General features: G+C 47.8%; 23 protein-coding genes. 11 read left to right on the top strand and 12 right to left on the bottom strand.

The features are described from left to right. Positions 1 to 14: 14 nt before the first annotated feature. Positions 15 to 1,985, bottom strand: coding sequence for a DNA primase (gene dnaG / locus HGH90_RS06825; protein WP_168762389.1), 1,971 nt, complete (start codon positions 1,983 to 1,985; stop codon positions 15 to 17). A gap of 193 nt (positions 1,986 to 2,178) precedes the next feature. Here dnaG and HGH90_RS06820 point away from each other — a divergent pair, with 193 nt between their 5' ends. Further along, on the top strand, positions 2,179 to 3,351 hold the full coding sequence (locus HGH90_RS06820) for an acetyl-CoA C-acyltransferase (protein ID WP_168762390.1): 1,173 nt from the start codon (positions 2,179 to 2,181) through the stop codon (positions 3,349 to 3,351). A gap of 118 nt (positions 3,352 to 3,469) precedes the next feature. Then, complete coding sequence (gene lpdA, locus HGH90_RS06815) at positions 3,470 to 4,864, top strand: dihydrolipoyl dehydrogenase (protein WP_168762391.1); 1,395 nt, start codon at positions 3,470 to 3,472, stop codon at positions 4,862 to 4,864. Between the two features lie 17 nt (positions 4,865 to 4,881). Here the strand turns inward: lpdA and HGH90_RS06810 are convergent, their stop codons facing one another. Further along, positions 4,882 to 5,505 carry a hypothetical protein gene (locus tag HGH90_RS06810; protein WP_168762392.1) on the bottom strand — a complete coding sequence of 208 codons (624 nt, stop codon included), beginning with the start codon at positions 5,503 to 5,505 and terminating at the stop codon, positions 4,882 to 4,884. Positions 5,506 to 5,690: 185 nt separating this feature from the next. Here HGH90_RS06810 and HGH90_RS06805 point away from each other — a divergent pair, with 185 nt between their 5' ends. Then, positions 5,691 to 6,686, top strand: a complete 996-nt coding sequence (locus tag HGH90_RS06805) for a pyruvate dehydrogenase complex E1 component subunit beta (RefSeq protein WP_345725725.1) — start codon at positions 5,691 to 5,693, stop codon at positions 6,684 to 6,686. 116 nt (positions 6,687 to 6,802) lie between these two features. On the opposite strand, the gene cysM is transcribed toward HGH90_RS06805, so the two are convergent. From cysM to HGH90_RS06790, 3 genes are all read right to left on the bottom strand, one after another. After that, positions 6,803 to 7,717 carry a cysteine synthase CysM gene (gene cysM, locus HGH90_RS06800; protein ID WP_410493675.1) on the bottom strand — a complete coding sequence of 305 codons (915 nt, stop codon included), beginning with the start codon at positions 7,715 to 7,717 and terminating at the stop codon, positions 6,803 to 6,805. Then, the gene (locus HGH90_RS06795) at positions 7,689 to 8,501 is read right to left on the bottom strand and encodes a serine O-acetyltransferase (protein WP_168762395.1); all 813 of its coding nucleotides are present in this window, start codon (positions 8,499 to 8,501) and stop codon (positions 7,689 to 7,691) included. Before HGH90_RS06795 ends, cysM begins: the two co-directional genes overlap by 29 nt. Before the next feature lie 109 nt (positions 8,502 to 8,610). After that, a complete protein-coding gene (locus HGH90_RS06790; protein ID WP_211092863.1) occupies positions 8,611 to 9,159 on the bottom strand; it encodes a GrpB family protein in 549 nt (182 codons plus the stop codon). Between the two features lie 104 nt (positions 9,160 to 9,263). Between HGH90_RS06790 and HGH90_RS06785 the strand changes: the two genes are divergently transcribed. The 5 genes from HGH90_RS06785 (at position 9,264) to HGH90_RS06765 (ending at position 13,563) form a co-directional block, all read left to right on the top strand. After that, a complete protein-coding gene (locus HGH90_RS06785) occupies positions 9,264 to 10,448 on the top strand; it encodes a sigma-54-dependent transcriptional regulator (protein WP_168762396.1) in 1,185 nt (394 codons plus the stop codon). A 7-nt stretch (positions 10,449 to 10,455) separates the two neighbouring features. Next, positions 10,456 to 11,103: an alpha/beta fold hydrolase gene (locus HGH90_RS06780; protein WP_168762397.1), complete on the top strand. Its 648-nt coding sequence runs from the start codon at positions 10,456 to 10,458 to the stop codon at positions 11,101 to 11,103. A 172-nt stretch (positions 11,104 to 11,275) separates the two neighbouring features. After that, positions 11,276 to 12,472 carry a signal peptidase I gene (gene lepB / locus HGH90_RS06775; protein WP_168762398.1) on the top strand — a complete coding sequence of 399 codons (1,197 nt, stop codon included), beginning with the start codon at positions 11,276 to 11,278 and terminating at the stop codon, positions 12,470 to 12,472. Positions 12,473 to 12,593: 121 nt separating this feature from the next. Beyond that, positions 12,594 to 13,079 (top strand): cytidine deaminase, encoded by a 486-nt coding sequence (locus HGH90_RS06770; RefSeq protein WP_168762399.1) that lies wholly within the window; start codon positions 12,594 to 12,596, stop codon positions 13,077 to 13,079. Between the two features lie 88 nt (positions 13,080 to 13,167). Then, positions 13,168 to 13,563 carry a tetratricopeptide repeat protein gene (locus tag HGH90_RS06765; protein WP_168762400.1) on the top strand — a complete coding sequence of 132 codons (396 nt, stop codon included), beginning with the start codon at positions 13,168 to 13,170 and terminating at the stop codon, positions 13,561 to 13,563. A 186-nt stretch (positions 13,564 to 13,749) separates the two neighbouring features. Here HGH90_RS06765 and argS read toward each other — a convergent pair whose 3' ends face one another. The 4 genes from argS to HGH90_RS06745 all read right to left on the bottom strand — a co-directional run bounded on the left by argS (position 13,750) and on the right by HGH90_RS06745 (position 18,391). Then, complete coding sequence (gene argS / locus HGH90_RS06760; RefSeq protein WP_169190706.1) at positions 13,750 to 15,678, bottom strand: arginine--tRNA ligase; 1,929 nt, start codon at positions 15,676 to 15,678, stop codon at positions 13,750 to 13,752. Between the two features lie 138 nt (positions 15,679 to 15,816). Beyond that, the gene (locus tag HGH90_RS06755; RefSeq protein WP_168762402.1) at positions 15,817 to 16,398 is read right to left on the bottom strand and encodes a porin family protein; all 582 of its coding nucleotides are present in this window, start codon (positions 16,396 to 16,398) and stop codon (positions 15,817 to 15,819) included. Positions 16,399 to 16,478: 80 nt separating this feature from the next. Continuing rightward, positions 16,479 to 16,964 (bottom strand): GNAT family N-acetyltransferase, encoded by a 486-nt coding sequence (locus HGH90_RS06750; protein ID WP_168762403.1) that lies wholly within the window; start codon positions 16,962 to 16,964, stop codon positions 16,479 to 16,481. Between the two features lie 68 nt (positions 16,965 to 17,032). Then, positions 17,033 to 18,391: an OmpA family protein gene (locus tag HGH90_RS06745; protein ID WP_168762404.1), complete on the bottom strand. Its 1,359-nt coding sequence runs from the start codon at positions 18,389 to 18,391 to the stop codon at positions 17,033 to 17,035. 274 nt (positions 18,392 to 18,665) lie between these two features. Between HGH90_RS06745 and dnaK the strand changes: the two genes are divergently transcribed. The 3 genes from dnaK (at position 18,666) to HGH90_RS06730 (ending at position 24,379) form a co-directional block, all read left to right on the top strand. Then, a complete protein-coding gene (dnaK, locus tag HGH90_RS06740) occupies positions 18,666 to 20,570 on the top strand; it encodes a molecular chaperone DnaK (RefSeq protein ID WP_168762405.1) in 1,905 nt (634 codons plus the stop codon). Between the two features lie 114 nt (positions 20,571 to 20,684). Then, a complete protein-coding gene (locus tag HGH90_RS06735; RefSeq protein WP_169190705.1) occupies positions 20,685 to 23,297 on the top strand; it encodes a 4-alpha-glucanotransferase in 2,613 nt (870 codons plus the stop codon). Positions 23,298 to 23,365: 68 nt separating this feature from the next. Further along, a complete protein-coding gene (locus HGH90_RS06730) occupies positions 23,366 to 24,379 on the top strand; it encodes a dipeptide epimerase (protein WP_168762407.1) in 1,014 nt (337 codons plus the stop codon). Here HGH90_RS06730 and HGH90_RS06725 read toward each other — a convergent pair whose 3' ends face one another. The 3 genes from HGH90_RS06725 to HGH90_RS06715 form a co-directional block, all read right to left on the bottom strand. Beyond that, a complete protein-coding gene (locus tag HGH90_RS06725) occupies positions 24,380 to 24,997 on the bottom strand; it encodes a hypothetical protein (RefSeq protein ID WP_169190704.1) in 618 nt (205 codons plus the stop codon). A gap of 73 nt (positions 24,998 to 25,070) precedes the next feature. After that, positions 25,071 to 25,349 carry a hypothetical protein gene (locus HGH90_RS06720; RefSeq protein ID WP_169190703.1) on the bottom strand — a complete coding sequence of 93 codons (279 nt, stop codon included), beginning with the start codon at positions 25,347 to 25,349 and terminating at the stop codon, positions 25,071 to 25,073. Continuing rightward, positions 25,330 to 26,883, bottom strand: coding sequence for a C25 family cysteine peptidase (locus HGH90_RS06715; protein WP_168762410.1), 1,554 nt, complete (start codon positions 26,881 to 26,883; stop codon positions 25,330 to 25,332). The genes HGH90_RS06720 and HGH90_RS06715 overlap by 20 nt, the downstream gene beginning before the upstream one ends. Positions 26,884 to 26,902 lie beyond the last annotated feature (19 nt).

Genomic DNA, 26,902 nt, shown 5'->3' with positions numbered 1-26,902 from the left:
GCTAACGCTATTGGCTATTTGAAAATAACAGTGCCCATGCCATTGGTCAGTTCTTTTTCCAGGGCATTCAAATGCTTCTGCATTTCCAGGCAGGCAATAATCTGATCCATTTCAGTGGCTTTTTTAGCCTCTTCCTGGTTTTCGTGGATCAGCTTTTTGATCTTGCGCAGTATCAGGTAGTTGGTGGTAGAGATGGTATCTCTCAGGTAGGCATTGTCGCCATACACGGTATCAATTTCAAAACGGTCTTTCCAGTTAATACTCAAATCCGCTTCTTTATCTTCCAGGATATTGGCAATCTGTTTGGACAATGCCTGGTCTTCATGATACAGGAACCAACGCTTGTCCTGCAAATTACCCGCATCATACAGCGCCTTGTATTCTCTCAAAATTCTTTTCACCAGCTCACTTTCTGCCAGTGCCTCAAAGTCGTACGGCAAATGAAACACATAGTCCGCTACTGTGCTGTTTTCTTCTTCACTGAAGGGTTTATCCCCGAAACGCAGTAATATTTTTACCAGTTCCTTTTCTTGCCTTTCGTGCCCGTTGAGCAGCGACTCTACCGAAATACCGGTTTCTGCGGCTTCCATAGCAGCTATCGCCTCTTCGCTCAATGCATCGTCGTCTGTAGCGGGTTGGTTGCGGGCATGGGCCTGTTCGCGTTTAACGAGCCGGTCGCGAATAAATTTATTGACCAGCTGGATCAGCCCCTGTTCGTCGATATGCAGTAGCTGACTGCATTGGCGGATATAATCCTGCTGCCGGGTAAAGTCTTCCGCCTTATCAATTTTGGAAATAGTTTCGGCAATTTCATTGACCAGCTGCGACTTTTTTGTACTGTCGCTGCCCGCTTCCTGCATGCTCAATTGCAGCTTAAACAGCACGAAGTCCTGCTTATGCTCCTGGATAAACTCCCGGAATGCGGCGGCGCCTATTTTCTGTACGTAGCTATCCGGGTCTTCTTTGTCTGGCAACAGTACCAGTTTCACATTCAGGCCTTCTTCAATAGCCATATCCAGGCCGCGGAGCGCTGCCTTTACCCCGGCGCTATCTCCATCGTACAAGATGGTGAGGTTATTCGTGTATTTCTTGATGAGCCTTAGCTGGTCCTGTGTGAGGGAGGTACCACTGGAGGCCACCACGTTTTCCACACCAGCCTGATGCAGTGATATCACATCGGTATAACCTTCTACCAGTAGGCACTCGTTCTGCTTATCTATCGCATGCCGAGCAAAGTAAGTACCATACAGTACCCGGCTTTTTACATAAATCTCGTTCTCGGGGGAGTTAATGTACTTGGGCGCCCGGTCTGATTTGGCTCCCAAAATACGGGCGCCGAAGCCCAGGATCTTACCGGATTGGTTATGTATCGGGAAGATAACACGGCCCCGGTAATTGTCGGCGGGCTGGTCATTGCGAATAGTGACCAAACCAGTTTTTTGCAGGTATTCCAGGTTGTAACCCTTTTCCAGCGCCGATTTGGCGAAGGCGTCGAAGGTGTTCAGGCAATATCCCAGCTGGAACTTTTTGATCGTTTCTTCCGTAAATCCCCTTTCTTCAAAGTAGCTTAACCCAATATTTTGTCCTTCTTCCTTGTTGAATAAGGTATCCGTGAAATACTCCCGTGCATAGTTGTTGATGATAAACAAACTATCCGCCATCAACTGGTACTGCTTCACCTCCGGGCTCACCTCTGTTTCTTCCAGCTCTATCTGGTAACGTTGAGCCAGCCAGCGCAGGGCTTCTACATAGGAGTATTTTTCATGCTCCATGATAAAGCTGATCGAGTTACCGCTGGCGCCACAACCAAAACATTTATAGATCTCTTTACCAGGAGATACAGTGAAGGAAGGCGACTTTTCGTTGTGAAATGGGCACAGACCGAGGTAGTTGGCGCCCCGTTTTTTCAATTTAACGAAGGAACCCACTATATCCACAATGTCTATGCGACTGAGGATCTGCTGTATGGAGTTTTGAGATATCACGGTTCAGTCAATGCAACTGCAAACATACCTAAATTCTGGCAGAAAGCAGAAAGCTACGGAGACAGGCGACTGGTGAGACTTTTAGATATTCGTGAAGATTCGCTTCCATAGCTTTATGCTTTCGGCTTTCTGCTTTAAGCTTTTCCGTATATTTGGTAGATTATAAACTAGCCAAATCAATCTTATTTATCAGATGAAAGAAGTATTTATAGTTGCTACCGCCCGTACGCCCATTGGATCCTTCAATGGTGCCCTGGCGGGTATTCCGGCAACACAGTTAGGTGCTACCGTTATCAAAGCAGCCCTCGAAAGAGCCGGCGTAGCGACAGCAGCGGTGAATGAAGTGTATATGGGTAATGTACTTAGTGCTAACCTGGGACAGGCGCCTGCCAACCAGGCCAGTCTGGCAGCAGGCATCCCCAATACGGTTCCCTGTACTACCGTGAATAAAGTTTGTGCCTCCGGGATGAAAGCCATTATGTTGGGCGCACAAAGCATCATGCTGGGCGATAACGACGTAGTGGTAGCCGGTGGTATGGAAAATATGAGCGCTGCTCCCTATTACCTGGATAAAGCCCGCACGGGTTATAAACTCGGGCATGGCAGTGTAATAGACGGTATTATCCGCGATGGCCTGTGGGACCCTTATAAAGATTTCCACATGGGTAATGCCGCGGAATTATGTGCTACCGAGTATCACATTACCCGGGAAGACCAGGATGCATACGCTATCGAAAGCTATAAGCGCGCAGCAAATGCCTGGGAAAAGGGATACTATAAAGCAGAAGTAGTACCGGTGCAGGTGCCTGGTAAACAGGTAGTAACCGTAGCGGAAGACGAAGATTACAAGAAGGTGATTTTCGAAAAAGTACCTACCCTGAAGCCAAGTTTCCAGAAAGATGGTACCATCACTGCTGCCAATGCTTCCAATATCAATGACGGCGCAGCCGCGGTGGTATTGGTAAGTGGCGAAAAATTAAAAGAACTGGGTCTGAAGCCGCTGGCGAAGATTGTCAGCTTTGCAGATGCATCCCAGGCGCCAGAATGGTTTACTACTACGCCGGTAAAAGCAATTAACAATGCGTTGCACAAAGCAGGCCTGAAGATCGGTGACATGGACTATGCCGAAGTAAATGAAGCATTTTCCTGCGTACCTATTGCCAATGCAAAAGACCTGGGTCTCGCCATGGATAAGGTAAATGTATGGGGTGGCGCCGTAGCGATGGGACATCCTATCGGTTGCAGCGGTGCCCGTATCGTGGTAACCCTCAATGCCATCCTGCATCAGCAGAATGCCCGCTATGGAGTAGCCGGTATTTGTAACGGTGGTGGTGGCGCCAGCGCTGTTATCATCGAAAAAGTATAAAATATTCGAGAAGCCGTCTCTATTTAGTAGTGACGGCTTTTTTTATAGATAAAAAATACCGATCGGTATTTTTTATCTATACTTTAATTACCTTTATGCCTGTAAAAAAAGACTTATCATGGAAACGGTTAATTACGATATAGTGGTAATCGGTGCAGGCCCCGGCGGCTATGTATGTGCCATACGGGCGGCGCAACTGGGGTTCAAAGTGGCGTTGGTGGAAAAATACGACGTGCTTGGAGGCACCTGTACCAATGTTGGCTGTATACCTGCCAAAGCTTTATTGGACAGCTCGGAGCACTATCACAAGGCGGCGGTGCAATTTGGTACCCATGGTATTGACCTGGAGGGTCTGCAGCTCAATTTTCAGCAATTTATTCAGCGGAAACGGGAGGTGGTGAAGCAAAATACTTCCGGGCTGGTATACCTGATGAAAAAGAATAAGATCGCCGTGCACTATGGCCTCGGTAGTTTCCTCGATGCCCACCAGTTAAAGGTAGGGGACCAGGTATTGCAGGGACGATACTTTGTTATTGCCACTGGCTCCAAGCCGGCTTCTTTGCCGGGTATCACCATCGATAAAAGAAGGGTCATTTCTTCCACGGAAGCGTTGTCATTACCTGTTCAACCGGCATCTATGATTATTATAGGTGGTGGGGTAATTGGAGTGGAAATGGCTTCTGTATATGCCCGCATTGGTACGAAGGTAACCATCCTGGAATACGCGGGCAGCCTCATTCCCACGATGGACCAGGAATTGGGTAAAGCGTTGCAGAAATCACTGGCGGGGTTGCCGGTAGATATCCGGTTGAACTGCCGGGTGCAATCGGCCGTAAATACCGGCAGTGCTGCAGCGGTAGGGTATCTTGATAAAGACGGCCAGCAGCAGGAGCTAACAGCTGATTATTGCATGATGGCGGTAGGTCGCCGCGCTTATACTGCCGGTCTGAACCTGGCCGCAACAGGTATTGAAACGATGAAGAACGGGAAGATACCTGTGAATAAAACGTTGCAAACAGCGGTCCCACATATATATGCCATTGGCGATGTGATAGAAGGGCCTATGCTGGCACATAAAGCAGAAGAAGAGGGTACCCTGGTAGCAGAAGTATTAGGTGGATTAATATCGCATCTCAATTATAACCTCATTCCCAATGTAGTGTATACCTGGCCGGAAGTGGCGTCGGTAGGCGCTACGGAGGAGCAATTAAAAGCCGGTGGCATTGCCTACCGCTCCGGTAAGTTCCCTTATATGGCCAGTGCCCGCGCCAGGGCTTCCATGGATACGGAGGGCTTCGTGAAAGTACTGGTAGCGGAAGCTTACAACGAAGTGCTGGGCGTACATATCATTGGCCCAAGGGCAGCCGATGTGATTGGACAGGCCGCGGTGGGCATGGCGCATGAAACTACCGCTGAAGAAATGTTCAGGATCTGTTACGCGCATCCTACCTATTCAGAGGCGTTGAAAGATGCTTTCCTGCTCGGAGCGGGAAAAAGCGCTATTAATATCTGATACGGCGCCACGCCTGTTTATTCCGACAGTAAGAGTACGGTGTCTACTTTGTGGCCTGTTGTTTTCAACAGGATCCTGACACTGTCTTTACCCCTTTTTTCCATTTTCAGGGAACCGGGCGCCGCTCCCGGCCGGATAACATCCGGTGTCAGCTTCTCAAAAAATAGGTATTTATCGGCTACCAGGCTGTAAACCGGGTAAATCGATAAAATACTGGTGCTCTTGGTTTGCAGGGCGAAGTCATTGTCGATATCGTAACGCTGAAACTCGCTGTCAGACAGCAGCGTAATAGCTGCCACCAGCGTAATGGTGCGCAATGGCGGAATCAGCAATCCCAATAGCAACGCAAACGGAAACCCGAAAAAGCACAGCAGGTAAGCATAGCGGGCATCGTTGTCGGGTTTGGCGAGTCCATATAACAACATGCCGGTGCCGGCATATAGGGTAAAGAATACCCGCTCTGTTTGTGTGCCCTTAAAACCGTAGTTATTAAGCATCAGGAACAGGCATATCAGGCTGATACTACCCAAAAACAGGTGAAAGTACCAAAGGAGTACCTGGACGACCGGCGCTTTCACTTTTTTTATTTTACAGGATAGGGCAGCTAAAAAGCAAAGTGTCAGGATAGTAATCGTGATCATGACGATAAACGAGTTAGCACGGGCTTCAATAAAGTTACAAAATATAAATATATGTATTTTTATTAATTAATAAGCTACCACCCTTATATCATTGTCATAATAATTATTAATCGGGCGTTTACTTTGCTTTTTCGTGAACAAACAATATTTTTGCCCTGCCTTTAAATAAGGCATTTAAACTTTCAATTAAGAATAGCATGCGTCAGATAGCTTTCAGACAAGCCTTAAGAGAAGCCCTGCAGGAGGAATTTCGCCGTGATGAACGCGTATTCCTGATGGGGGAGGAAGTAGCCGAATACAATGGTGCTTATAAAGTGAGCCAGGGAATGCTGGATGAATTTGGTCCAAAGCGTGTAATTGACACGCCGATTGCAGAACTTGGGTTTGCCGCCATTGGAGTAGGTGCCGCTCAAAACGGCCTGCGTCCGGTGGTAGAGTTCATGACCTGGAACTTTGCAGTGCTGGCTTTGGATCAGATCCTCAATACCGCCTCCAAGATGTTGGCGATGAGTGGTGGACAGGTAGGATGTCCGATCGTTTTCCGCGGGCCTAACGGTTCTGCCGGACAGCTGGGTGCACAGCACTCCACTGCATTCGAAAGCTATTATGCCAATATCCCCGGCCTGAAAGTAGTATCCGTTTCTAACCCATATGATGCAAAAGGTTTGCTCAAAGCGGCTATCCGCGATGACGATCCGGTTGTTTTCATGGAAAGTGAATTGATGTACGGCGATATGGGTGAAGTACCTGAAGAAGAATACATCATCCCAATCGGTAAAGCAGATATTAAACGTGCTGGTAAAGATGTGACCATCGTTTCTTTCAACAAAATGATGAAAGTGGCTTTGGGCGCTGCAGAAGAACTGGCAAAAGAAGGTATCGAAGCGGAAGTAATCGACTTGCGTACCATCCGTCCGCTGGACTGGTTTACCATCCTGGAATCTGTAAAGAAAACAAACCGCCTGGTGATCGTAGAAGAACAATGGCCGTTCTCCAGCGTTTCTTCCGAAATCGCTTACCGTATCCAGAAAGAAGGTTTCGACTACCTGGATGCACCTATCCGCCGTATCACTGCACAGGATGCGCCTATGCACTACGCGCCTAACCTGGTAAAATTATACCTGCCGGATGTAGAACGTACCGTGAAACTGGTGAAGGAAGTAATGTACATGAAGAAATAGCCGAAAGCATAAGGCTAAAGCATAAAGCTATTGTGGCGAATGATCAAAGCGATTTTTAATATACGCTCTGGTCATTCGCCACAATAGCTTTATGCTTTTAGCTTTCAGTTCTTAGCTCAGGAAAACAAATCGCTCGATAAATACCGGTCGCCGCGGTCGCAGATGATGCTAACGATAATGCCACTACGTAACTCGCGCGATAACCGTGCTGCTGCTGATACAGCGCCGCCACTGCTCATTCCGCAGAAAACAGCTTCCTCTTTGGCCAGTCGTTTAGACATCGCCCGGGCATCGGCCTCGGCAATATCCATAATCCGGTCTACCCGGGATTTGTCAAATATCTTAGGGAGATAAGCCTCCGGCCACTTACGGATACCGGGAATCTTCGATCCTTCTGTAGGTTGACAACCAACGATCTGTACATCCGGGTTTTGTTCCTTCAGGAACCGCGATACGCCCATAATAGTACCTGTAGTGCCCATCGCGCTGACAAAGTGCGTTACTTTCCCCGCCGTATCCCGCCAAATTTCCGGCCCCGTGGTTTTGTAATGCATACCGTAGTTATCGGGATTGGCAAACTGGTTCAGCATATAATAACCACCCTTCGCCACTTTGTCGTTGGCATAATCGATAGAACCTTCCATAGACAATTCCTTAGGTGTGAGCGTTACTTTGGCGCCATACACTTCCATCGTGAGCACCCGTTCCCGCGTGGCATCTGAAGGCATGACCAGTTCTATTTCCAGTCCGAACAGGCTGGATATCATGGCCAGCGCAATGCCCGTATTCCCGCTGGTGGCTTCAATCAGCTTCATGCCCGGCTTAATATCCCCTCTGTCAAGCGCTCCCTTAATCATGCCATAGGCGGCCCGGTCTTTTACACTACCTGCGGGATTATTACCTTCCAGTTTGGCGAATATCTTCACTTCCGGGTTTTCCGAAATGTGCTTTAATTCTACCATCGGCGTGTTGCCGATCAACTCTATGATGGATGCCATGTGATTAATCTTGGTTTGTATCTGAATATTTATGTTCTGCTTTGTAATAAATGCGGGAAAACGGTTCTACGCTTTTAATCAACCATACATTCCCGCCAATAACGCTGTGGTGGCCTATTACGGTGTCGCCCCCCAGGATAGTGGCCCCGGCATAAATCACTACATGTTCTTCAATAGTAGGGTGTCGTTTGCTGCGCGCCATTCCTTTTTCTACGCTCAACGCTCCCAAAGTAACTCCCTGGTATATTTTTACATGAGGTCCTATGATGCTGGTTTCCCCGATGACAATACCAGTGCCATGGTCAATGCAACACCAGGGCGCAATAACGGCCCCTGGATGTATGTCCACGCCCGTGCGGGAATGGGCCAGCTCTGTAATCATACGGGGTAATACCGGTATCTTCAGGTTATACAGGGCATGCGCAATGCGGTAAAAGGCAATCGCATAAAAACCGGGATAAGCGCGGATCACCTCATACATACAGGATGCTGCCGGGTCGCCCTGGTACATAGCGCTGGCATCTTTGGTCAATTCGTCGTAAATAACCGGCACCTTGCCCATAAAGGCCTGGCTCAGGGAAGACGCATCGGTGGGCAATTGGTTGGCCATGGAATGCAACAGTTGCTGCAACTGCGTTTCCAGCTGAACGCTGTATTGCTCCAATACCTGCGGATCAGCAATTACCTGGCCCTTATGTTCCGGAAATAACCAGTTCACCAGGTTGCTGACAAAATTATCTACTGCACCGGTCGCGGGATAGGCATTAGCTGCTGCCAGCTGATGCCGCCGTTTCAACTCTTCTAGAAACTCATTCATATGCGGATGTAATTACAGGGATGGGCACTTTATATATATTGAAATTACGCATAAATCCTGTAAAGGTAGTAGACAAGCGGGGAAATGTCAAGTCAGTAGCCAGATACTATTACAGCCTTGTTCCGCTCCACTCATAAGCGCCTTCCATAATGAGGTCAAACACAGGATCTTTGATGTCGTAGTAAGCGTCTGCATTGTTCGGGAAATACCTGGCCAGTTCCTGTTTGATCACGCCATACGCCTGTGCGGCGAGCGGATGGGAACGCAGGTAATCGCGGCACAACAGCGCATAGCGCTGGTTAAACCGGCCAGCTACCCGCACATGCAGGTTGATCCGCCGTTGTTGTTTGAAATAGAAATGTTTTTCCAGCTCCCCGTCGGCCAGGTCTGTTCTCCCTGGCGGCCGGTGGTCGGCCAGGTCATATTTCCGCTCATACCCGAGTTGCTCCAGTAAGGGCTGGATAGGCTGGTCCAGCGAGGCCACCGTTACCTGCACGTCTATAACATCTTTGGCAGGCATTCCCGGCACACTGGTGGAGCCAATATGGTCAACAGCCAGGGCATAATTACCCAATACTGCTTCCAGGTTAGCCGCTATCTCCTTAAATTCTTCCGGCCAGCGGGAGCTGTACGGGGTCATCTCAATTTTATCCGACATGTTAAATGATATGATATATCCTGCAATTTTAACTGATTAATCTTTATTTTTGCCCGTTGTATAAATGGCAGGTATTTGCCGGTCGTACAAAATTAAACCTGATTATGGCTAATATTTTAATAATAGACGACGAAAAAAGTATTCGTAAAACACTCACGGAAATTTTAAGTTACGAGGGGTATAAAGTAGATGAGGCAGCAGATGGAATGGAAGGATTTAAAATGTTCCAGGCAAAGGCTTACGATGCCGTATTATGCGACATCAAAATGCCTAAAATGGATGGCCTGGAGTTCTTAGAAAAAGCCCGGGAAGTGAATGCGGATATTCCTATCATCATGGTATCGGGGCATGGTAATATCGATACTGCCGTTGATGCCGTGAAAAAAGGCGCCTATGATTATATTTCGAAGCCACCAGACCTGAACCGCCTGCTGATCACGCTGCGTAATGCGATGGATAAAACCACACTGGTGACCGAAACCAAAACCCTGCGCCGCAAGGTGAACAAGGTGCCGGAAATGATTGGTCAGTCTTCTCCCTTACTGAAGATTAGGGAAACTATTGAAAAAGTAGCACCTACCGATGCCCGCGTATTGATTACCGGTGAAAACGGGGTAGGAAAGGAGCTGGTAGCCCGATGGTTGCACGAACGCAGCAACCGCGCAGGTGCACAGCTCGTAGAGGTGAACTGTGCAGCTATTCCCAGCGAACTGATAGAAAGTGAATTATTCGGTCATGAGAAAGGGTCCTTTACTTCTGCTGTAAAACAGCGCATTGGTAAATTTGAACAAGCCAGCGGCGGCACCCTTTTCCTCGACGAAATAGGTGATATGAGCCTCAGTGCCCAGGCCAAGGTACTGCGCGCCTTACAGGAGGGTAAAATTACCCGCGTGGGCGGCGACAAGGAAATCAGTGTAGATGTACGCGTGGTAGCAGCGACCAATAAAGACCTGCTGCAGGAAGTGGAAAGCAAAAACTTCCGCCTGGATCTGTATCACCGCCTGAGCGTGATTCTTATCCATGTACCTTCCCTGAACGATCGCCGGGAAGATGTGCCATTGCTGGTAGATAGCTTCCTCGACAGCGTTTGCAGCGAATACGGTATTGCACGTAAAGCCATAGATAAAGATGCGATGAAAGCGTTGCAAAATCATAACTGGACCGGTAACATCCGTGAACTGCGCAACGTAGTAGAAAGATTGATCATCTTGTCCGGCAAAACTATTACCGCAGAAGATGTAGACGATTTTGTAGTGCCTAACCGCGATAAGAAAAAAGTAGGTTCTTAAAAGAAATATGCAGAAGCAATTGTACCTGATCAGTGGGCTGGGGGCCGATGAGCGCATTTTTAACAATCTGCGCTTTCCGCCCGCCTACCAGGTACATTACCTGCAGTGGATCACCCCATTGCCGGATGAACCCATCGGTCAGTATGCCGCCCGCATGGCGAAAGGCATCCGGGCCGATGGACCAGTAACGCTGCTGGGCGTTTCCTTTGGAGGTATTATGAGCCTGGAAATTGCCCGGCACATACCCATCGCCAAAAACATCCTGGTATCCAGCATCAAGCGTACCGCTGAAAAACCACCTTATTACAACTGGGTGAAACGCCTGGGCATTCATAAACTCCCCGACCAACTCCTCTACCAGCGCAGGAATATGATAGTGAAAAAGTTTCTCGATATTGAAACTGAGGCAGAAAGGGTACTGGTAAATGAATATCTCGCTAAAAAAGATTATGCCTATACCCGCTGGGCAGTAAATGCTATCCTGCACTGGGAAAATGAACAGGTACCCGAAGGCCTGGTGCATATCCATGGTGCTAAAGACCATCCTTTCCCTGCTAAATATCTCACCCCAACCCACCTGATCCCCGATGCCGGCCACTTTATGGTCCTCAACCGCGCTGATGTCATTAACCAGATCCTGGAAACGGTATTGTAAACTTATCCAGCCAATAAATACTGGTTATTTGATGTGTGGTATATTACATATTCGAAAAATATAATAAATTGTCTTTTAATCTATTTTTAAGAAAACTTTTGTAGCGGAATAGCTACTGGCAAACGGCAGAATATTATATTTGCCTTTTTAAGCATCTAATAAGCGAAACTGAATGAACCTGGCATTTTGGAAAAAAAACAAAGACAGTCAGCCAAAGAAGAAGAAATCTCAGGCTAGAGAATGGTTAGACGCTGGTATTTTCGCTATCATAGCAGCCACGCTTATCCGCACCTTCATTTTTGAGGCATATACGATCCCTACTCCATCTATGGAAAAAACATTGCTGGTAAACGATTTCCTGTTTGTCAGCAAGATCAGTTACGGGCCCCGTATTCCAATGACGCCGCTGGCAGTACCTTTTGTACATCATACCCTTCCCTTTACAAAGTCTACCAAAGCTTATTCTGAAGCCATAAAATGGAAGTACAGACGTTTACCAGGTTTCTCTGATATTAAACGCTACGATGTAGTGGTATTTAATTTCCCGGAGGGAGATACTGTAGCGATAGACTCGCCGGATCCAAGTTACTATAACATGGTAAGACAGAATGGCTGGCAGGCGGTTCATAACTCCTACCAGATCATTCAACGCCCGGTGGATAAACGCGAAAACTATATCAAACGCTGTATGGGGCAGGCGGGCGACACGCTCCGGATTGTTCATGGCGCCGTATATATCAATGGACAGGCAGCGCCGGTACCTCCGGGCAGTCAACACAAATATGTAGTTGAAACCACTGGTGATCAGCTGAATCCCAGCAGGCTCGAAGAATTGGGCATTGCTACTACTCCGCCGGATTTTTTCCAGATCGATGCCAATAAATTTCTCTATAACCTGACACCAGACAATGTAGCCGCCCTGAAGCAGTTTCCTATCGTGAAGAATATTACAATGTATGAAGCATCTGCTTTCTCGGATTTCAACTATAACGATATCTTCCCGCATGACTCTGCGCATTTCAAATGGACAGATGAAAACTTCGGTCCTATGTACATTCCAAAGAAAGGTGCTACGGTAAAACTGGATGAAAGCAATATTGCGTTGTACGATCGCATTATCCGTGTGTATGAAGGCAATACGCTGGAAAGAAAGGATGGTAAGTTTATCATTAACGGCCAGCCTGCCGACTCCTACACGTTTAAAATGAACTATTACTGGATGATGGGGGATAACCGTAATAATTCCCTGGATTCCCGCTTCTGGGGCTTTGTTCCGGAAGACCACGTAGTAGGTAAAGCCTGGTTGATCTGGATGAGTTATGGAGAGGGTGGTATCCGTTGGAGCCGCATCTTTAGAAATATCAAGTAAGTAATTGCCCTGAATATAATTTAAAGTAAATTACGGACCGGCCTTTTGCCGGTCCGTAGTCGTCTTTGCCCCGGCCTGCCGTCAGGAAAAGACCTGCCAGTAACCCTTTACAACTGCTCATATGGAAAAACAACAGCTGCATATCGATTACATCGTATACAATGATATTAATGGTTTGGAAGATGCGGATGCCTGGCTGCTGAAAGAAGCGAGAGAAGTAACCGCGCATGCGTATGCACCATATTCGCATTTCCAGGTAGGCGCGGTGATCCGCTTAGCCAATGGAGAAATTGTGGCAGGTACTAACCAGGAAAATGCATCGTTCCCTATTGGTCTTTGTGCAGAACGGGTGGCGCTGGCCTCTGCCGCCTCTGTATATCCCAACGTAGATATAGATACTATCGCTATCAGCTATCATAATCTTAAGGGTGATAGCGGGCATCCCATTTCGCCCTGCGGTATGTGCCGCCAGGCGTTGGCTGAATATGAAATGAAACAGGAAGGTGCTATCCGGCTTATTCTCGGTGGTTTATCCGGCAGGGTATATGTGATCAATCATGCCAATGACTTGCTCCCACTGTCCTTCAGTGGAGAAGAACTGGGTTGAGCAGCCCTTAGTTATCCTTCATATTAAAAAATATTATTTATAATTATTTTATTATATACATTTGCCGGGTATCCTTAAATGCCCGGACATGAAACCCTGTCAGCTTTTAGCCACCTGCAGCCTGTTATTGCTGTTTACTGCAGCCAGGTGTGAACCGGTAATACGTTACTTTGATACAAAAGCAAACGCCTGTCACTATCCTTTACGGTTATACGTTGATAAGGATACGCTAAAAAGTGTGTGTCATTATCAACAATTGGCACACGACTTGTACGGAAGACGGCGCTTTAAAAAAGCCATTGTACAATGGAAACGGGTATTGCACTTGCAACCTACAAATGCTTTTGCTATGTTTATGCTCGGAAAATCGTATATGGGTGCAGGTGAGCAGGAGCGTGGAGCGGCGATTTGCGATGAAGCAATTATATTAAGTGAAGCCTCAACGGCCGACAGACATATTTGCCACAGTGTAGATGGTTTTTAAAAACAGCGCATAAAGGATAGGCAAGCTCCTTTTTCGCTGCGCTGCCTGCTGTGGTATTTTCTTCGGCAACTTTCGCCACGGTGGCGGTAAGTTGTCAACGCTGCGAGCCGTCAGGCTCGCAGCGTTTTTTTATGCATAAAAAAACCTCCCACTACAGCGGGAGGCCTTCCTGTCAAATAAAATATCTTACATCCTCTCCGGTACCCGGATACCCATTAATTTCATGCACTGCGCAATGGTATGTGCGGTAATCATGATAATCTGCAGCCGTAATTTTTTCTTCTCTTCGGTGGCGGCACGCAGGATAGAGTAGGTAGGTACGCCCTCTACTTTCTCTCCATAGAAAGAGTTAAACGCCTGCGCCAGTTGGAAGGCGTAGTTGGCAATTACCGCGGGACTCAGCTCCCGGTAGGCTTCTGCCAGTACTACAGGGAATTGCTCATTCAGAATGATCAGCTCTTTCTCCAGTGGCAGCAATTCGCCGCTATAGTTAAAGGACGGTAAGTCTGCTACAGCGCCTACTTCCCGGATAATAGATTTTATACGCGCATAGGCATATTGCACAAAGGTGGCGGTAAACCCGGTCAAACTGATAGATTCTTCCGGGTTGAAGATCATTCTCTTCCTAGGATCAACCCTTAGCAGGAAGAATTTCAATCCGCCCAAACCTATTGTTTCATATAAAGTATGGAGTTCCTCTTCTGAGAATGACTCCAGTTTTTTTCCCAGTTCGCTGGTCTGTTTGGCAGCTGTTTCCACCATTTCTGTAATCATGTCATCGGCATCTACTACCGTACCTTCCCGGCTTTTCATACGGCCATGGGGTAATTCCACCATGCCATAGCTGAGGTGCAGGATGCCCGGAGCAGCCGGTTCGCCCAGCTTTTGCAGGATCAGTTGCAATACCTTGAAGTGATAGTTTTGCTCATCTGCCACTACATACACGCTTTGATCCATATGGTAATCTTCGTACTTCAGGCAGGCAGTACCCAGGTCCTGGGTCATGTAAACGGAAGTGCCATCACCACGTAGCAGTAGCTTTTCATCTAATCCATCGGCGGTAAGGTCTATCCAAACGGAATTATCTTCCTTCTTAAACAGTACGCCTTTCTCCAGCCCTTCGGCTACGATGTTTTTACCTAACAGGTAGGTTTCACTTTCATAGTACATCTTATCGAAATCGATGCCCAGGCGTTTGTAGGTTTCATTGAATCCTTCATATACCCAGCCATTCATAGTCGCCCATAATTCCCTTACTTCATGGTTGCCGGCTTCCCATTGCTGCAGCATGATTTTCGCCTGCTGCATGATCTCTGTTTTATTACGTGACATCTCTTTGATGTCGTCCATAATTTTGCCGGCCTTGTCTTTATCGTCCTTTACTTCCGGCTTGTGCAGGGCAGTTACCAGTTTCTCCAGTTTTTCAGCTTCGTTGGCGTCGAAGTCCTGGAAGTCTCTTTCCAAGACCCGGTCAATGATCACTTCCGCCTGTTCTTTTACGACCGATTCAAATTTTACGTAGTAGTCACCCACCAGGTGATCGCCTTTAATACCGGTAGTTTGCGGGGTATCACCATGTGCAAATAGCTGCCATGCCAGCATGGATTTGCAGATATGAATCCCACGGTCATTAACCAGGTTGGCTTTAATCACTTCAAAACCATTTGCTTTCATAATTTCTGCGATAGAGTATCCCAGGAAATTATTACGCAGATGCCCTAAGTGCAACGGTTTGTTGGTATTGGGAGAGGAATATTCCACCATGATCTTTTTACCATTGGCAGGTTGTATCCCGATGTTGGCGTTACTGTAGTTTTGCTGTAAAAAACGGGTCCAGTATGCATCATTAATGCTCAGGTTAAGAAACCCCTTTACCACATTGAATCGTGTAATCAATTCAGGATGATGCGCCACCAGGTATTCCCCTATGCGCTGTGCTGTTTCTTCCGGTTTTTGCCGGCTGAATTTTGTGAAAGAGAAAACTACAATGGTATACTCGCCTTCGAACTCAGGTTTGGTGGTATTTACCGAAATATCGGCTACCGTTAACGACTGGTCGTAAAGCGATTTAATGGCGGCCACTGCGGCCGTTCTGATAGATTGTACAACACTCATGCGGAAAATGATTAATGCGAGGGGCAAAGATAGTCAATTAGCGGAAAGCATAAAGCTATTGAGGAGAATGATCAATGCGAATAGATATCCGCTTATATCATTCTCCTCAATAGCTTTATGCTTTACGCTTTCAGCTTTCTAAAAAGTATAAAACACGCCAATCTGCGCTACCGAGTTCTTACTGTCTACTTTATCGGAGTCGTATACATTAGTTAATCCGAAGTTATAACGGCCGCTGATACCCAAGCCCATATCGAATTTATAGCCAAAGCCAAAGCCCAGGCCGAAATCTACCGACTTCATCTGGTCTTTTACATCCAAGGTAACGCTACCGGATTTTACTTTGGCAGCGGTGAGGATGCCCAGTTGTGGGCCGGCTTCCAGGTAAAATTCAGGAACGATGGAATATTGTACCATTACAGGGATATTCACATAGTTCAATTTGGTAGTACCGGAATTGCTGATCAATCCCCAGAAAGCGCTATGTTCGAACTTAGTTCCCTGGGTGGAGTACAACACTTCCGGTTGGATCGCCCAGTTTTTATCCAGTTCAAAGTTGACCAGTCCACCGGCATTAAAGCCAGCCAGGGTTTTAGACCCATCCGTATTCGTGAGTTTCGAAATATTCAATCCTCCTTTTACACCAAATTTTACGTTTTGTGCCTGTACTGCCAGCATCGTTCCTATAGCTAATACACCAGACAGAATAAATTTTTTCATGATATGTTATTTATGTAGCCGCATTTGGCAAGAAGCATGCCGGTTTGAGTACTACCGGAAAAGCCAAGCATACCGAAAAGCTATAAATCCTTGAGCATCCAGCTGTCACAGCCAAAATGGCCGGTGTTGCCCATGGGGCCTGTCAGGTACCTGAAGCCAAATTGTTCATATACTTTCCGGGCACGGGCCAGCTCGGGACTGGTTTCCAGGTAGCAATGCGTATAGCCGTGCTGTTTAGCATAGGAGAGGCACATCGTGATCAGCTTTCCAGCCAGTCCTTTCCCGCGGGCCTCGGGCAACAGATACATTTTTTGCAGTTCACATACCGTGTCGGGGCCGCCATCCAGCGGGTGAATACCTGCCCCGCCAATGATCCTGCCATCCATTTCAGCGATGTAATAAATGGCGCGTGGGATGTCGAACAATACAGATAAGTGGTCTGTAGTCGGATCTGAAAAAGCGGTGCCCTGCTTGTTCATGCCAAATTCTGTTAGGGTAGTTTTTACGATGTTGGCAATAATCGGGTCGTCGGCAGATATGATGGTTCTGATAGAGATGGATTCCATAAAATAAAAATAGGGATTTCGGCTTTAAACCGAAAATCCCTATTTGCTTTTATTATTAACAACTATTGCTAGAATATCGTAAACTCAACCCTACGGTTCTTCTGGCGGCCGGCAGCGGTTTTGTTGCTGGCAATCGGCTGCGTCATACCATAGCCAACAGCTTCAATTTTAGACCCATTTACGCCTTTACCCACCAGGTAAGCTTTAACGGATTCGGCTCTTTCTCTCGACAGGGCGAGATTTCTTGCCTTGCTGCCTACATTATCCGTATGGCCACTCAGTTTGAGGTTCAGGTTCTTGCGTATCAGCAGGTCGGCCACGCGGTCTAATGCCGGGTAAGAATGTGGCTTGATACTGGCTTTAGCAAAATCGAATTCCAGGTTCTGGATGGCTTCTTTTACAATACGGTTATCCTCTTCCGTAATCACTACTTTTTCTTCTTTTTTCTCTACCACCGGTACAGGCAGCGGGCAGCCGGAACCATCCACTTTGGTGTTGGCAGGTGTACCGGGGCATTTATCGAAGAAGTCGGAAACCCCGTCGCCGTCGCTGTCTTTTGTCAGTTTATCTACGTCAGCCGTCAACCTGGCATTGTTTTGATTGGCAGCGTCCAGGGAAGCCGCCAGGGTAGTCTTTTGCGCCTCCAGTTCGTCGTACATAGCCTTGGCCGGGTTATGCCATTGCAGCTGCTTTTTGCCTTTCTTGCCCAACGCAAACTCCAGCCCTGCATAGCCGTAGGAATATTTATCCTTGTTAGGACTACGGTAATACCCATCCAGGTTATCTCCATCAGTATAATACATGGTATAGCCTAAATCGAGGTTCACAACTTCGGATAATTTGAACTTCAGTCCCGCACCTACCGGTATAATCAGCTCTTTAATAGCCTTGTTATCGGCCTTATAATCCATTTTAGTCCCATCGTTCAGTTCCAGGGTAGGCTTATATCCGGCTAAACCGCCTCCTACAGAAGCATAGAGTTGTACAAAGTTTTCCCGGAACAGCCAGTTCACCGTCGTAATATTAAATACTGCATTCAGGGTAGCTGACCATGGAAGCTTGGTTTCATAAGATTTGTAAGGACTTGCCAGGGAAGCACCATTTCCCAGGGCTTTGCTGTTGTCGGCCTGTAATTTACCGCCTACATAATCGGCACGCAGGGCCAGGAAATGAAGTAACTGGTATTTAACATAGGCGCCATAGCCGAAAGAACCTTTCCACTTGGTGAAGTCGTTACTGCCACCGGTCGCCGCCACAGGTGCCAACATGCCACCATTCACCCCAATTGACCACGTTTTATAGTCGCTGGGGCCCTGGAACAGTCGAACGGAAGGTGTGGCGCCGGCAGGTTGGTTCTGAGCCTGGCTCATCATCGGGGAGAGTGCTAACAGCAAGCATGCTGACCTCCATAGAATGGATTTGTTCATAAGATTAACGTTAGGTTACACAATTTGCATGAATAAAAATGGGTAGGCCGGGAATAAAATAGGGCAAAGGAAGGCGAGGTTATGAACAATTTGTCGCTTATTTTATTTAGTTATTGGACGTTCTTACAGTATCCAATTGGTTGAACCACTAAATATTACATCAAATATAGGGGACCTGACTGACATAATTTCATATTTTTTTGCTTGGCATAATCATTGACAAACCAACGACAAACAGAAAACAACTTACAACTAAAGGATAATCTTTAATACTATGGGAAAAATAATAGGCATTGACTTAGGAACTACCAATTCATGCGTTGCCGTAATGGAAGGTAACGAACCGGTAGTGATTGCCAATGATGAGGGAAGGAGAACAACCCCATCTGTAGTGGCTTTTTTGAAGAACGGAGAAAGGAAAGTAGGTGACCCCGCAAAGCGTCAGGCTATTACCAACCCCGTAAACACCATTATGTCAGTAAAACGTTTCATGGGCCGTCACTTTGATGAAGTAACCAACGAACTGACACACGTTACATATAAAGTGGTAAAGGGTGATAATAATACTACCCGTATAGATATAGAAGGCAGATTATATACTCCACAGGAAATTTCCGCTATGGTACTTCAGAAAATGAAGAAAACGGCGGAAGACTACCTGGGACAGGAAGTAACCGAAGCGGTAATTACCGTTCCTGCTTACTTTAACGATGCACAGCGTCAGGCTACCAAAGAAGCAGGTGAAATCGCCGGCTTAACAGTTCGCCGTATCATCAACGAACCTACTGCTGCTGCCCTGGCTTATGGCCTGGATAAAAAACATCATGACAGCAAAATCGCCGTATTTGACCTTGGTGGTGGTACCTTCGATATCTCCATCCTGGAACTGGGCGACGGTGTATTTGAAGTAAAATCTACCAATGGTGATACACACCTCGGTGGTGACGACTTCGATAAAGTGATCATGGACTGGCTGGCAGATGAATTCAAAAAAGATGAAGCAGTAGATTTACACAAAGACCCCATGTCATGGCAACGTTTGAAGGAAGCTGCTGAAAAAGCAAAGATTGAACTGTCTTCTTCACAGGAAACAGAAATCAACCTGCCTTACATCACTGCAGTAGACGGCGTTCCTAAACACTTAGTGAAAAAATTAACCCGTGCTAAATTTGAGCAACTGAGCGACAGCCTGGTGGAAAGAACACTGGAGCCTTGCCGCAAAGCGCTGAAAGATGCCGGCATGAACACTTCCGAAATCGATGAGGTAATCCTGGTAGGTGGTTCTACCCGTATTCCTAAAATCCAGGAAGTAGTAGAAAAATTCTTCGGTAAAAAACCTAACAGAGGTGTAAACCCCGATGAAGTAGTAGCGGTAGGTGCTGCTATCCAGGGTGGTGTACTGACCGGTGAAGTAAAAGACGTACTGTTACTCGATGTTACGCCACTGTCACTCGGTATCGAAACCATGGGCGGTGTAATGACCAAACTGATCGAATCCAATACCACCATTCCTACCAAGAAGTCTGAAACCTTCTCTACAGCAGCAGATAGCCAGCCTAGCGTGGAAATCCATGTACTGCAAGGAGAAAGACCAATGGCTAACCAGAACAGAACACTGGGCCGCTTTATTTTGGGCGATATTCCTCCGGCTCCGCGTGGTGTTCCACAGATCGAGGTAACTTTCGATATCGATGCCAACGGTATCCTGCACGTAACTGCAAAAGATAAAGGCACCGGTAAAACACAGAACATCAAGATCGAAGCTGGTAGCGGTTTGAACAAGGATGAAATCGAAAAGATGAAAGCCGAAGCGAAAGCCAACGAATCTGCCGACAAAGAACAACGCGAAAAAATCGAAAAGCTCAATAAAGCAGACAGCCTGATCTTCCAAACTGAAAAACAGGTAAAGGAATACGGTGATAAACTGCCTGCTGATAAAAAAGCAACCATCGAAACTGCGCTGAACAAACTGAGAGAAGCACACAAATCACAAGACAGCGCACAATTGGATACAGCTACAGCTGAACTGGAAGCTGCCTGGACAGCTGCATCTGAAGAATTGTACAAAGCTTCTCAGGGCCAGCCGGACGGCGGTCAGCCAAACGGTGGCGAGCCACAAGGCCAACCTAATGCTGGCAATGATGGCGTAACCGACGCAGAATTTGAAGAAGTGAAGTAAGCGAAAGCTGAAAAATATATAAACTAATAAGCCGAAGGCCGGTGCTTCTATGCACTGGCCTTCGGCTTATTAGCTTCATCCTTTGCCTGCTTTTTCTTACTTTGCAGGAACCAGATGAGCTACAGATTACGTTTTTATCTCCGTTACCGTACCTATTACGGGCAGAATCTTTATCTGCTTGGTAACCTGCCCGCATTGGGCAACGATGTGCCTAAACACGCATATGCCATGCGCTGGCTGAATGAAGACTGGTGGTACACTGATATTCAGCTGGCCCCAGGTGAAACGTTTACCTTACAATACCAATACCTGGTCAGGGAACTGGAAGAGGTGCGTTATGAAGGACAGGTAAGAGCCTGCATGGTGACCCCCGGCAGCCACCAGGAGATTGTTTTTACGGATACCTGGAACGATGCCAGCCGCCCGGAGAATGCCTGGCTTACTGCTCCCTTTTCCCGCGTTTTTTTTAAAAGGCAGGTGGCATCGGTGACAGCGTTAAATACTGCTACCCATATATTCCGTGTACAGGCGCCCCTCCTGGATGCCGGCAAAACGATATGCCTGCTGGGAAGCAGTCATCAAACCGGTAACTGGAATACAGCTCAACCTTTGTTATTGCAGTACGACGCCCAGGGCTGGTTTTTTCTGGCCCTCCAACTTTCTGGTGTGCCCGTACCACTTTCTTATAAATACGGGATCTACGACCTGGAAGCCAAACGATTTCTATACTATGAGGACGGTGAAGACAGGCAGCTGCAAACGGTAGCCATTGCCGGTCGCCAGGTAATATTGCACGATGGTATCCTGCGTATTCAACATACTCCCTGGAAAGGGGCCGGTGTAGCCATACCCGTATTTAGCCTGCGCAGCGCTGAGGGGTTTGGTACAGGCGAGTTCGCGGACCTGCCACAGCTGGCAGCCTGGGCACAGCGCCATCACCTGCAGCTCATACAAGTACTCCCCGTAAATGATACCATCCAAACCAATACCTGGAAAGATTCTTATCCGTATGCGGCTATCTCCTCCTTTGCCCTGCATCCGCAATACATACGGCTCCAGGAGGTAGGCGTATTGCCGGATCAACATCCGTTACAGCGGCAATTCGGCCGGTTACGGCAATGGCTCAACGAAAAAGAAACCGTCGACTATGAAACGGTGATGTCCTTTAAACTGGCCTACCTGCACGCTTTATATGAACACATGGGCGCGCAGCTCCAGACACCTGATTACTGGCAGTGGTTTGCAGCCAATGAATACTGGCTCCTGCCTTATGCAGCCTTCTGCTATTTAAGGGAACAATATAAAACCAGTGATTTCAGCCAATGGCCGGAATATAACGTATACGACTATACAGCCATCAGCCGGCTGCTGGCCGGCAGCGACGCGGCAACCAGTGCGGCGCATTACCATTTCTTTGTACAGTATCATCTGCATCGTCAGCTGGCGGCAGCTACTGCCGCCATTCACCAGCATGGGGTAGCCCTCAAGGGAGACATTCCCATCGGGGTAGCCCGGCATAGCGTAGATACCTGGATGCATCCGGCATACTATCACCTGGATATGCAGACCGGCGCTCCACCAGACGGGTTTACCGCCACCGGGCAAAACTGGGGGTTTCCTACCTGGAACTGGAAACAGATGGCCACCAACGGCCTCGAATGGTGGCAGCAACGCCTGCGGCATATGTCCGTTTATTTCGACGCCTTCCGCATCGATCATATCCTCGGCTTCTTCCGTATTTGGCAAATACCTGCCGATGCCATACAGGGACTGCTGGGATATTTTCATCCGGCCATCCCCGTTAGCCGCGAGGAAATAAGACAACGAGGCATCGACTTCGACGAAGACCGGTACTGCCAGCCCTATATCACCCAGGCTATACTGGAAGAGGCTTTCGGTAACTATGCGGGCATCATGAAAGATAAACTGATGGTTCCCCTGGGAGACGGACGCTATCAGCTGTTGCCGGAATTTAATACCCAACGTAAAGTAGCCGCAGCTGCGCTGCCAGAAGCCGTGAAACATATACTCTTTCATTTGATCGCAGACGTACTGTTTATCCGGGTCACCGACCGGAATAGAACGTTGTATCATCCCCGTTATGACATGGCTGCTACCCGCTCTTTTGCCGCGCTTGGCAAAAAGGAACAAGACAGCCTGTCGGCGCTATATCACGACTACTTCTACGTACGACAGGAGAGCTGCTGGCGCAAGGAAGCCATGCATAAACTTCCCCTGATCAAACGGGCTACCAATATGCTGATCTGCGGGGAAGACCTGGGCATGGTGCCCGATTGTGTCCCCGGCGTAATGCAGGCACTGGGAATATTAAGCCTGGAAGTGGAGCGCATGCCCAAGTCGACAACAGACAATTTCACTGATTTAAATAAGGCGCCCTACCTGTCGGTACTTACGCCCGACACACACGATATGAGCACCCTCAGGGGTTGGTGGGAAGAAGATCGTACCCGCTCCCGGGAATATTACCTGGAACAACTACGCCAGGCCGGTACTGCCCCCGCAGTGGCTACCCCGGCGCTGTTGCAACAAATTATTACCCGGCATATACAAGCACCTGCCATGTGGCGTATTTTTCAATTGCAGGACCTGCTGGCAGCTGCAGGACATCATGCGGAGATACATCCGGATGCAGAACGAATTAATATCCCTGCAGTAGCGTCGCACTACTGGCGGTATCGTATAGCCAAACCCATCAACGACTACTGATCTTCTTTAAAAATGTATGCCGCTTAATCCGTAATTTGTTATTTCATCAAACGGAATAGCATCCTATTATGAACCTGTCGCTTTACCCTTATGAACTAAAGTTTCGTTATACTTTTACCATCTCCCGTAAATCAAAGAATGTGCAGCCCCTGCTGGTCGTAAAGCTGGAACAGAACGGTATCAGCGGCCTGGGAGAAACCGCCGATAATGCCTATTACAACATGACGGTGCCCCTGTTAATGCAGGCGATCGAACAGCATCGCCCATTTATTGAAAGCTATCAGCTCACCACCCCGGTAGCATTCTGGCAGGATATGTACCCGCTGCTGCAAGACAATATGTTTGCGCTTTGCGCCCTCGATATTGCCGCATGGGACCTCTACGCCAAACAACAACAAAAGAAATTGTACGAAGTATGGGAATTGGATATCCGTCATAATCCGTTAACAGATTATACAATTGGTATAGATACCGTGGAGAATATGGTGCGTAAGCTGCAAGAGTTTCCCTGGCCCATCTATAAGATAAAACTGGGCACCAAAGAAGATATAGCCATCATTAAAGAGCTCAGAAAGCATACCGATGCTGTTTTCCGTGTAGATGCCAACTGTGCCTGGGGTGTGGAAGAAACTTTGCGCAATGCCATCGCCTTAAAGGAGTTGGGCGTTGAATTTATAGAGCAGCCGATGGCTGCGGCCGACAAAGCAGGTATGAAGCGGGTATATGAAAACGTAGTACTGCCAGTAATAGCAGATGAAAGTTGTATCGTAGAACAGGATGTAGCTCAATGTATCGGCTATTTTCATGGCATCAATATCAAACTCACCAAATGCGGTGGTATCACCCCGGCGCTGCGTATGATTACCGCCGCTAAACGGGCAGGCATGAAAGTCATGACAGGCAGTATGAATGAAAGCACTGTTGGCACTTCGGCGGTGGCGCACTTGCTTCCCCTGTTGGATTACGTAGATATGGACGGTCCCTTGTTGCTGGCAGAAGATACGGCCGACGGCATTAAAATGGAACATGGCCGTATTATATATGCCAATAGAACAGGAACGGGCGCGCTGTTATTAAATTAATTATAACGCAGGATAACCGGGCCATAGCACGCTGGCATAGTCGCCCAGGGACGCATTTACCGCGTCCCGTACAGCTGGTACTCCACAACGGGGATAATCCCTGGTAACAACAATTCTGTCTGCATATGCCTGCAGTAGTGCAGGCGATGAAATGATGCCTGTCAATGATCCTTTTGCTGCCAGTTGCATACCAGTAGAAGAAAAGGGCCATTGCATGGCGGTTTCCCGTATATGCATGACCAACGCATCCTGTGCATCCAGTTTCCTGGTTAAGCAAAGCAGGTCAGGCAAATACCTCAGGCAGAGATCGGCGCTGTAAATGCTGCTGGCATTGATATCGCCGGTGTAAGGGGAAAGTCCCGGCAGAACCTTGTCGGGCTGTATGGTGCGGAGCATAATTAGCCGCACTCCCTGGTAGATATAGGTTGCTGCCCACAGGGCGGCATCCGGATCAAATTCCGGTGGGGTAGCGAACATTTCCAGTTTGTCGTGGTGATAAAAATCTATCAGTGCCTCCAGTGCACCTGCGGATGCAGCTGGCAAAAGGGGGGAGAGATCATCTACTACAGCTATTTGTCCTTCGCGTACAAGGTGGTTAATAAACGCTGATAAGTTCATAGGTTAGCATTTGGCCGTTTTCCACGATGCGGGGCAGTGGATAACGTTGAAACGACAAAATAGCAAAAAATAGTTATTCTTCCTCTTTCCAGGTTTGTGCAAGGAATACGTAATCTTCTATATACCCGGTAGCGATGATGGTTTTTCCTACGAGCGGCATCAGGGCATCGGGCATAAATGGGTTGGCGCCTGCCGGGCGTATGAGATAGTCGCCCTGATCGGAAACCAGGTATACCGCCAGGTGCTCGCTTTTGCTATGTCTGCCAAATGTACGCAACACCAGGCGCCCTGTAAGCGTCACAAAAGGATTGTCTTTATCATCCCGGTTTGTTTTACCTGCTGACATATTCACGATATCCCAGTATTTGATTGTTTTTTTCTTTTACCACCAGGACCTTGGTTAGAGGTGTGTCCCCATTGGCTGTTGATTCCGAAAATACATGAAATTTTACAGATGGCATGGAGCTATGGGCTTCTTCTTTGCCCATGTCTTTATTTTTTTTGTTGACATATATTTGCTGTGTGCGTGTTTTAGCGAAGCTTTTTTCATCGAGTAATTGATGCAGGGCGGTGTGCAGTGCGGGATCTGTGGCATGCCCGTTGTCCGAGGGCTGAGGTACAGCAATAAAATCGTCGAGCATTTTGCCGCGGGCTTCGAGGTTATCGCGGCGGTTTTGCAGGGCATTGACAAAGGGCGCCTGTGTGCCGGTGGCGCTGGGATCTTTGTCGTTGATAACCGGTTGCAGGGAAGGGTCGCCCAACAGGTAAAACTGTGCGGCTGTTTTCAGTTCATAGGGGTCCAGGGTAGGGCCCATTTCATGAAGGAACCGTTGCCTTGCTTCCAGCAAGGCCCTGCCGGTAGAGGCGCCGTTCAGCACATTGATCACAAAATACTGGGTGAGCAGGTCTGATAGTCCCTGCCCGGTGGGCGGGCCATACGCGATATTGGTAGCGCCTACAAAGGCCAGTGCATGGTTGAGCAGGTAGCTATTGGCCATACTCATCCGCCGGGCGCTGTTTTTCTTCGGGTCAAACAGTTGTCCGCCATAGCAGCATTCCGCCGCTACGATGGTGCCAAATGCAATTTTGTTGTTGAGTATATCCGACCGCAATGCCATCGGGAAATCAGGAATTTTTTGCCCATAGTAGGCAGGGTTGTTGATGGCGCCATGACAGTTGAGGAAATGCGTTTTAGCCTGTAATTGCTCCGCTGTCCAGTTGGTACCGGTAAAACCGGGGTCGCCGGGAAACAGCTGCAAGCTGCTATGGTTGCCGAAAATGCTTTGCAGGCTGTTTTGTGTTGAATCCTGCCAGTCAAAGGTGCTGAGTGAAAAGTAGGGCAGATATTCGCTCCGGCTGGAAGGAACAGCTGTTATGATATTATTGATCAGTGTATGTAAGTATGTGGGATCCCCTTGTGCCGGTACATCCGGTAAGCGCCCTACCACACGCGTAGGTGCAATGAATTTACCCGGATCTGTGTCGTACGGTGTATCACAAGCATAAGGCAGGTCGCTGGGAATAACGGCATCCGGATCGTTTTCACCTGGCAGCAGATTTTTCAGGCGTTGTAGCGGAATAATATCGGGCGCGCCCAGCAGCAGGAGATATCCAGGTGAAAAAAAACGGTACAGGTCATCAATCGCTTTCTTATGCTGGGCGTCATCATTGACATCTGTTACCGCTGTGGCCTGGTAGGATTGCATTTGTACCGCATCATCCAGGAAAATAACATGCGCATCCAGGTGACGACTGACATCGTAGGTCAGTAATGCGTTAATGTCATCCAGTACCTGTTGATGTGCATCACCATATTTAGCCTGCAGCGCTGATTTATTGGTTATTATGAGTTTGGTAGTCAGCATATTTGTATTGGGGGATGCCATTTTATCCTGATTAATCAGT

This window comes from Chitinophaga sp. Ak27 (genome assembly GCF_012726295.1).
GTDB lineage: Bacteria > Bacteroidota > Bacteroidia > Chitinophagales > Chitinophagaceae > Chitinophaga.
Note: the sequence above shows the minus strand (reverse complement) of the source record. Positions and strands in the feature narration are given on the sequence as shown.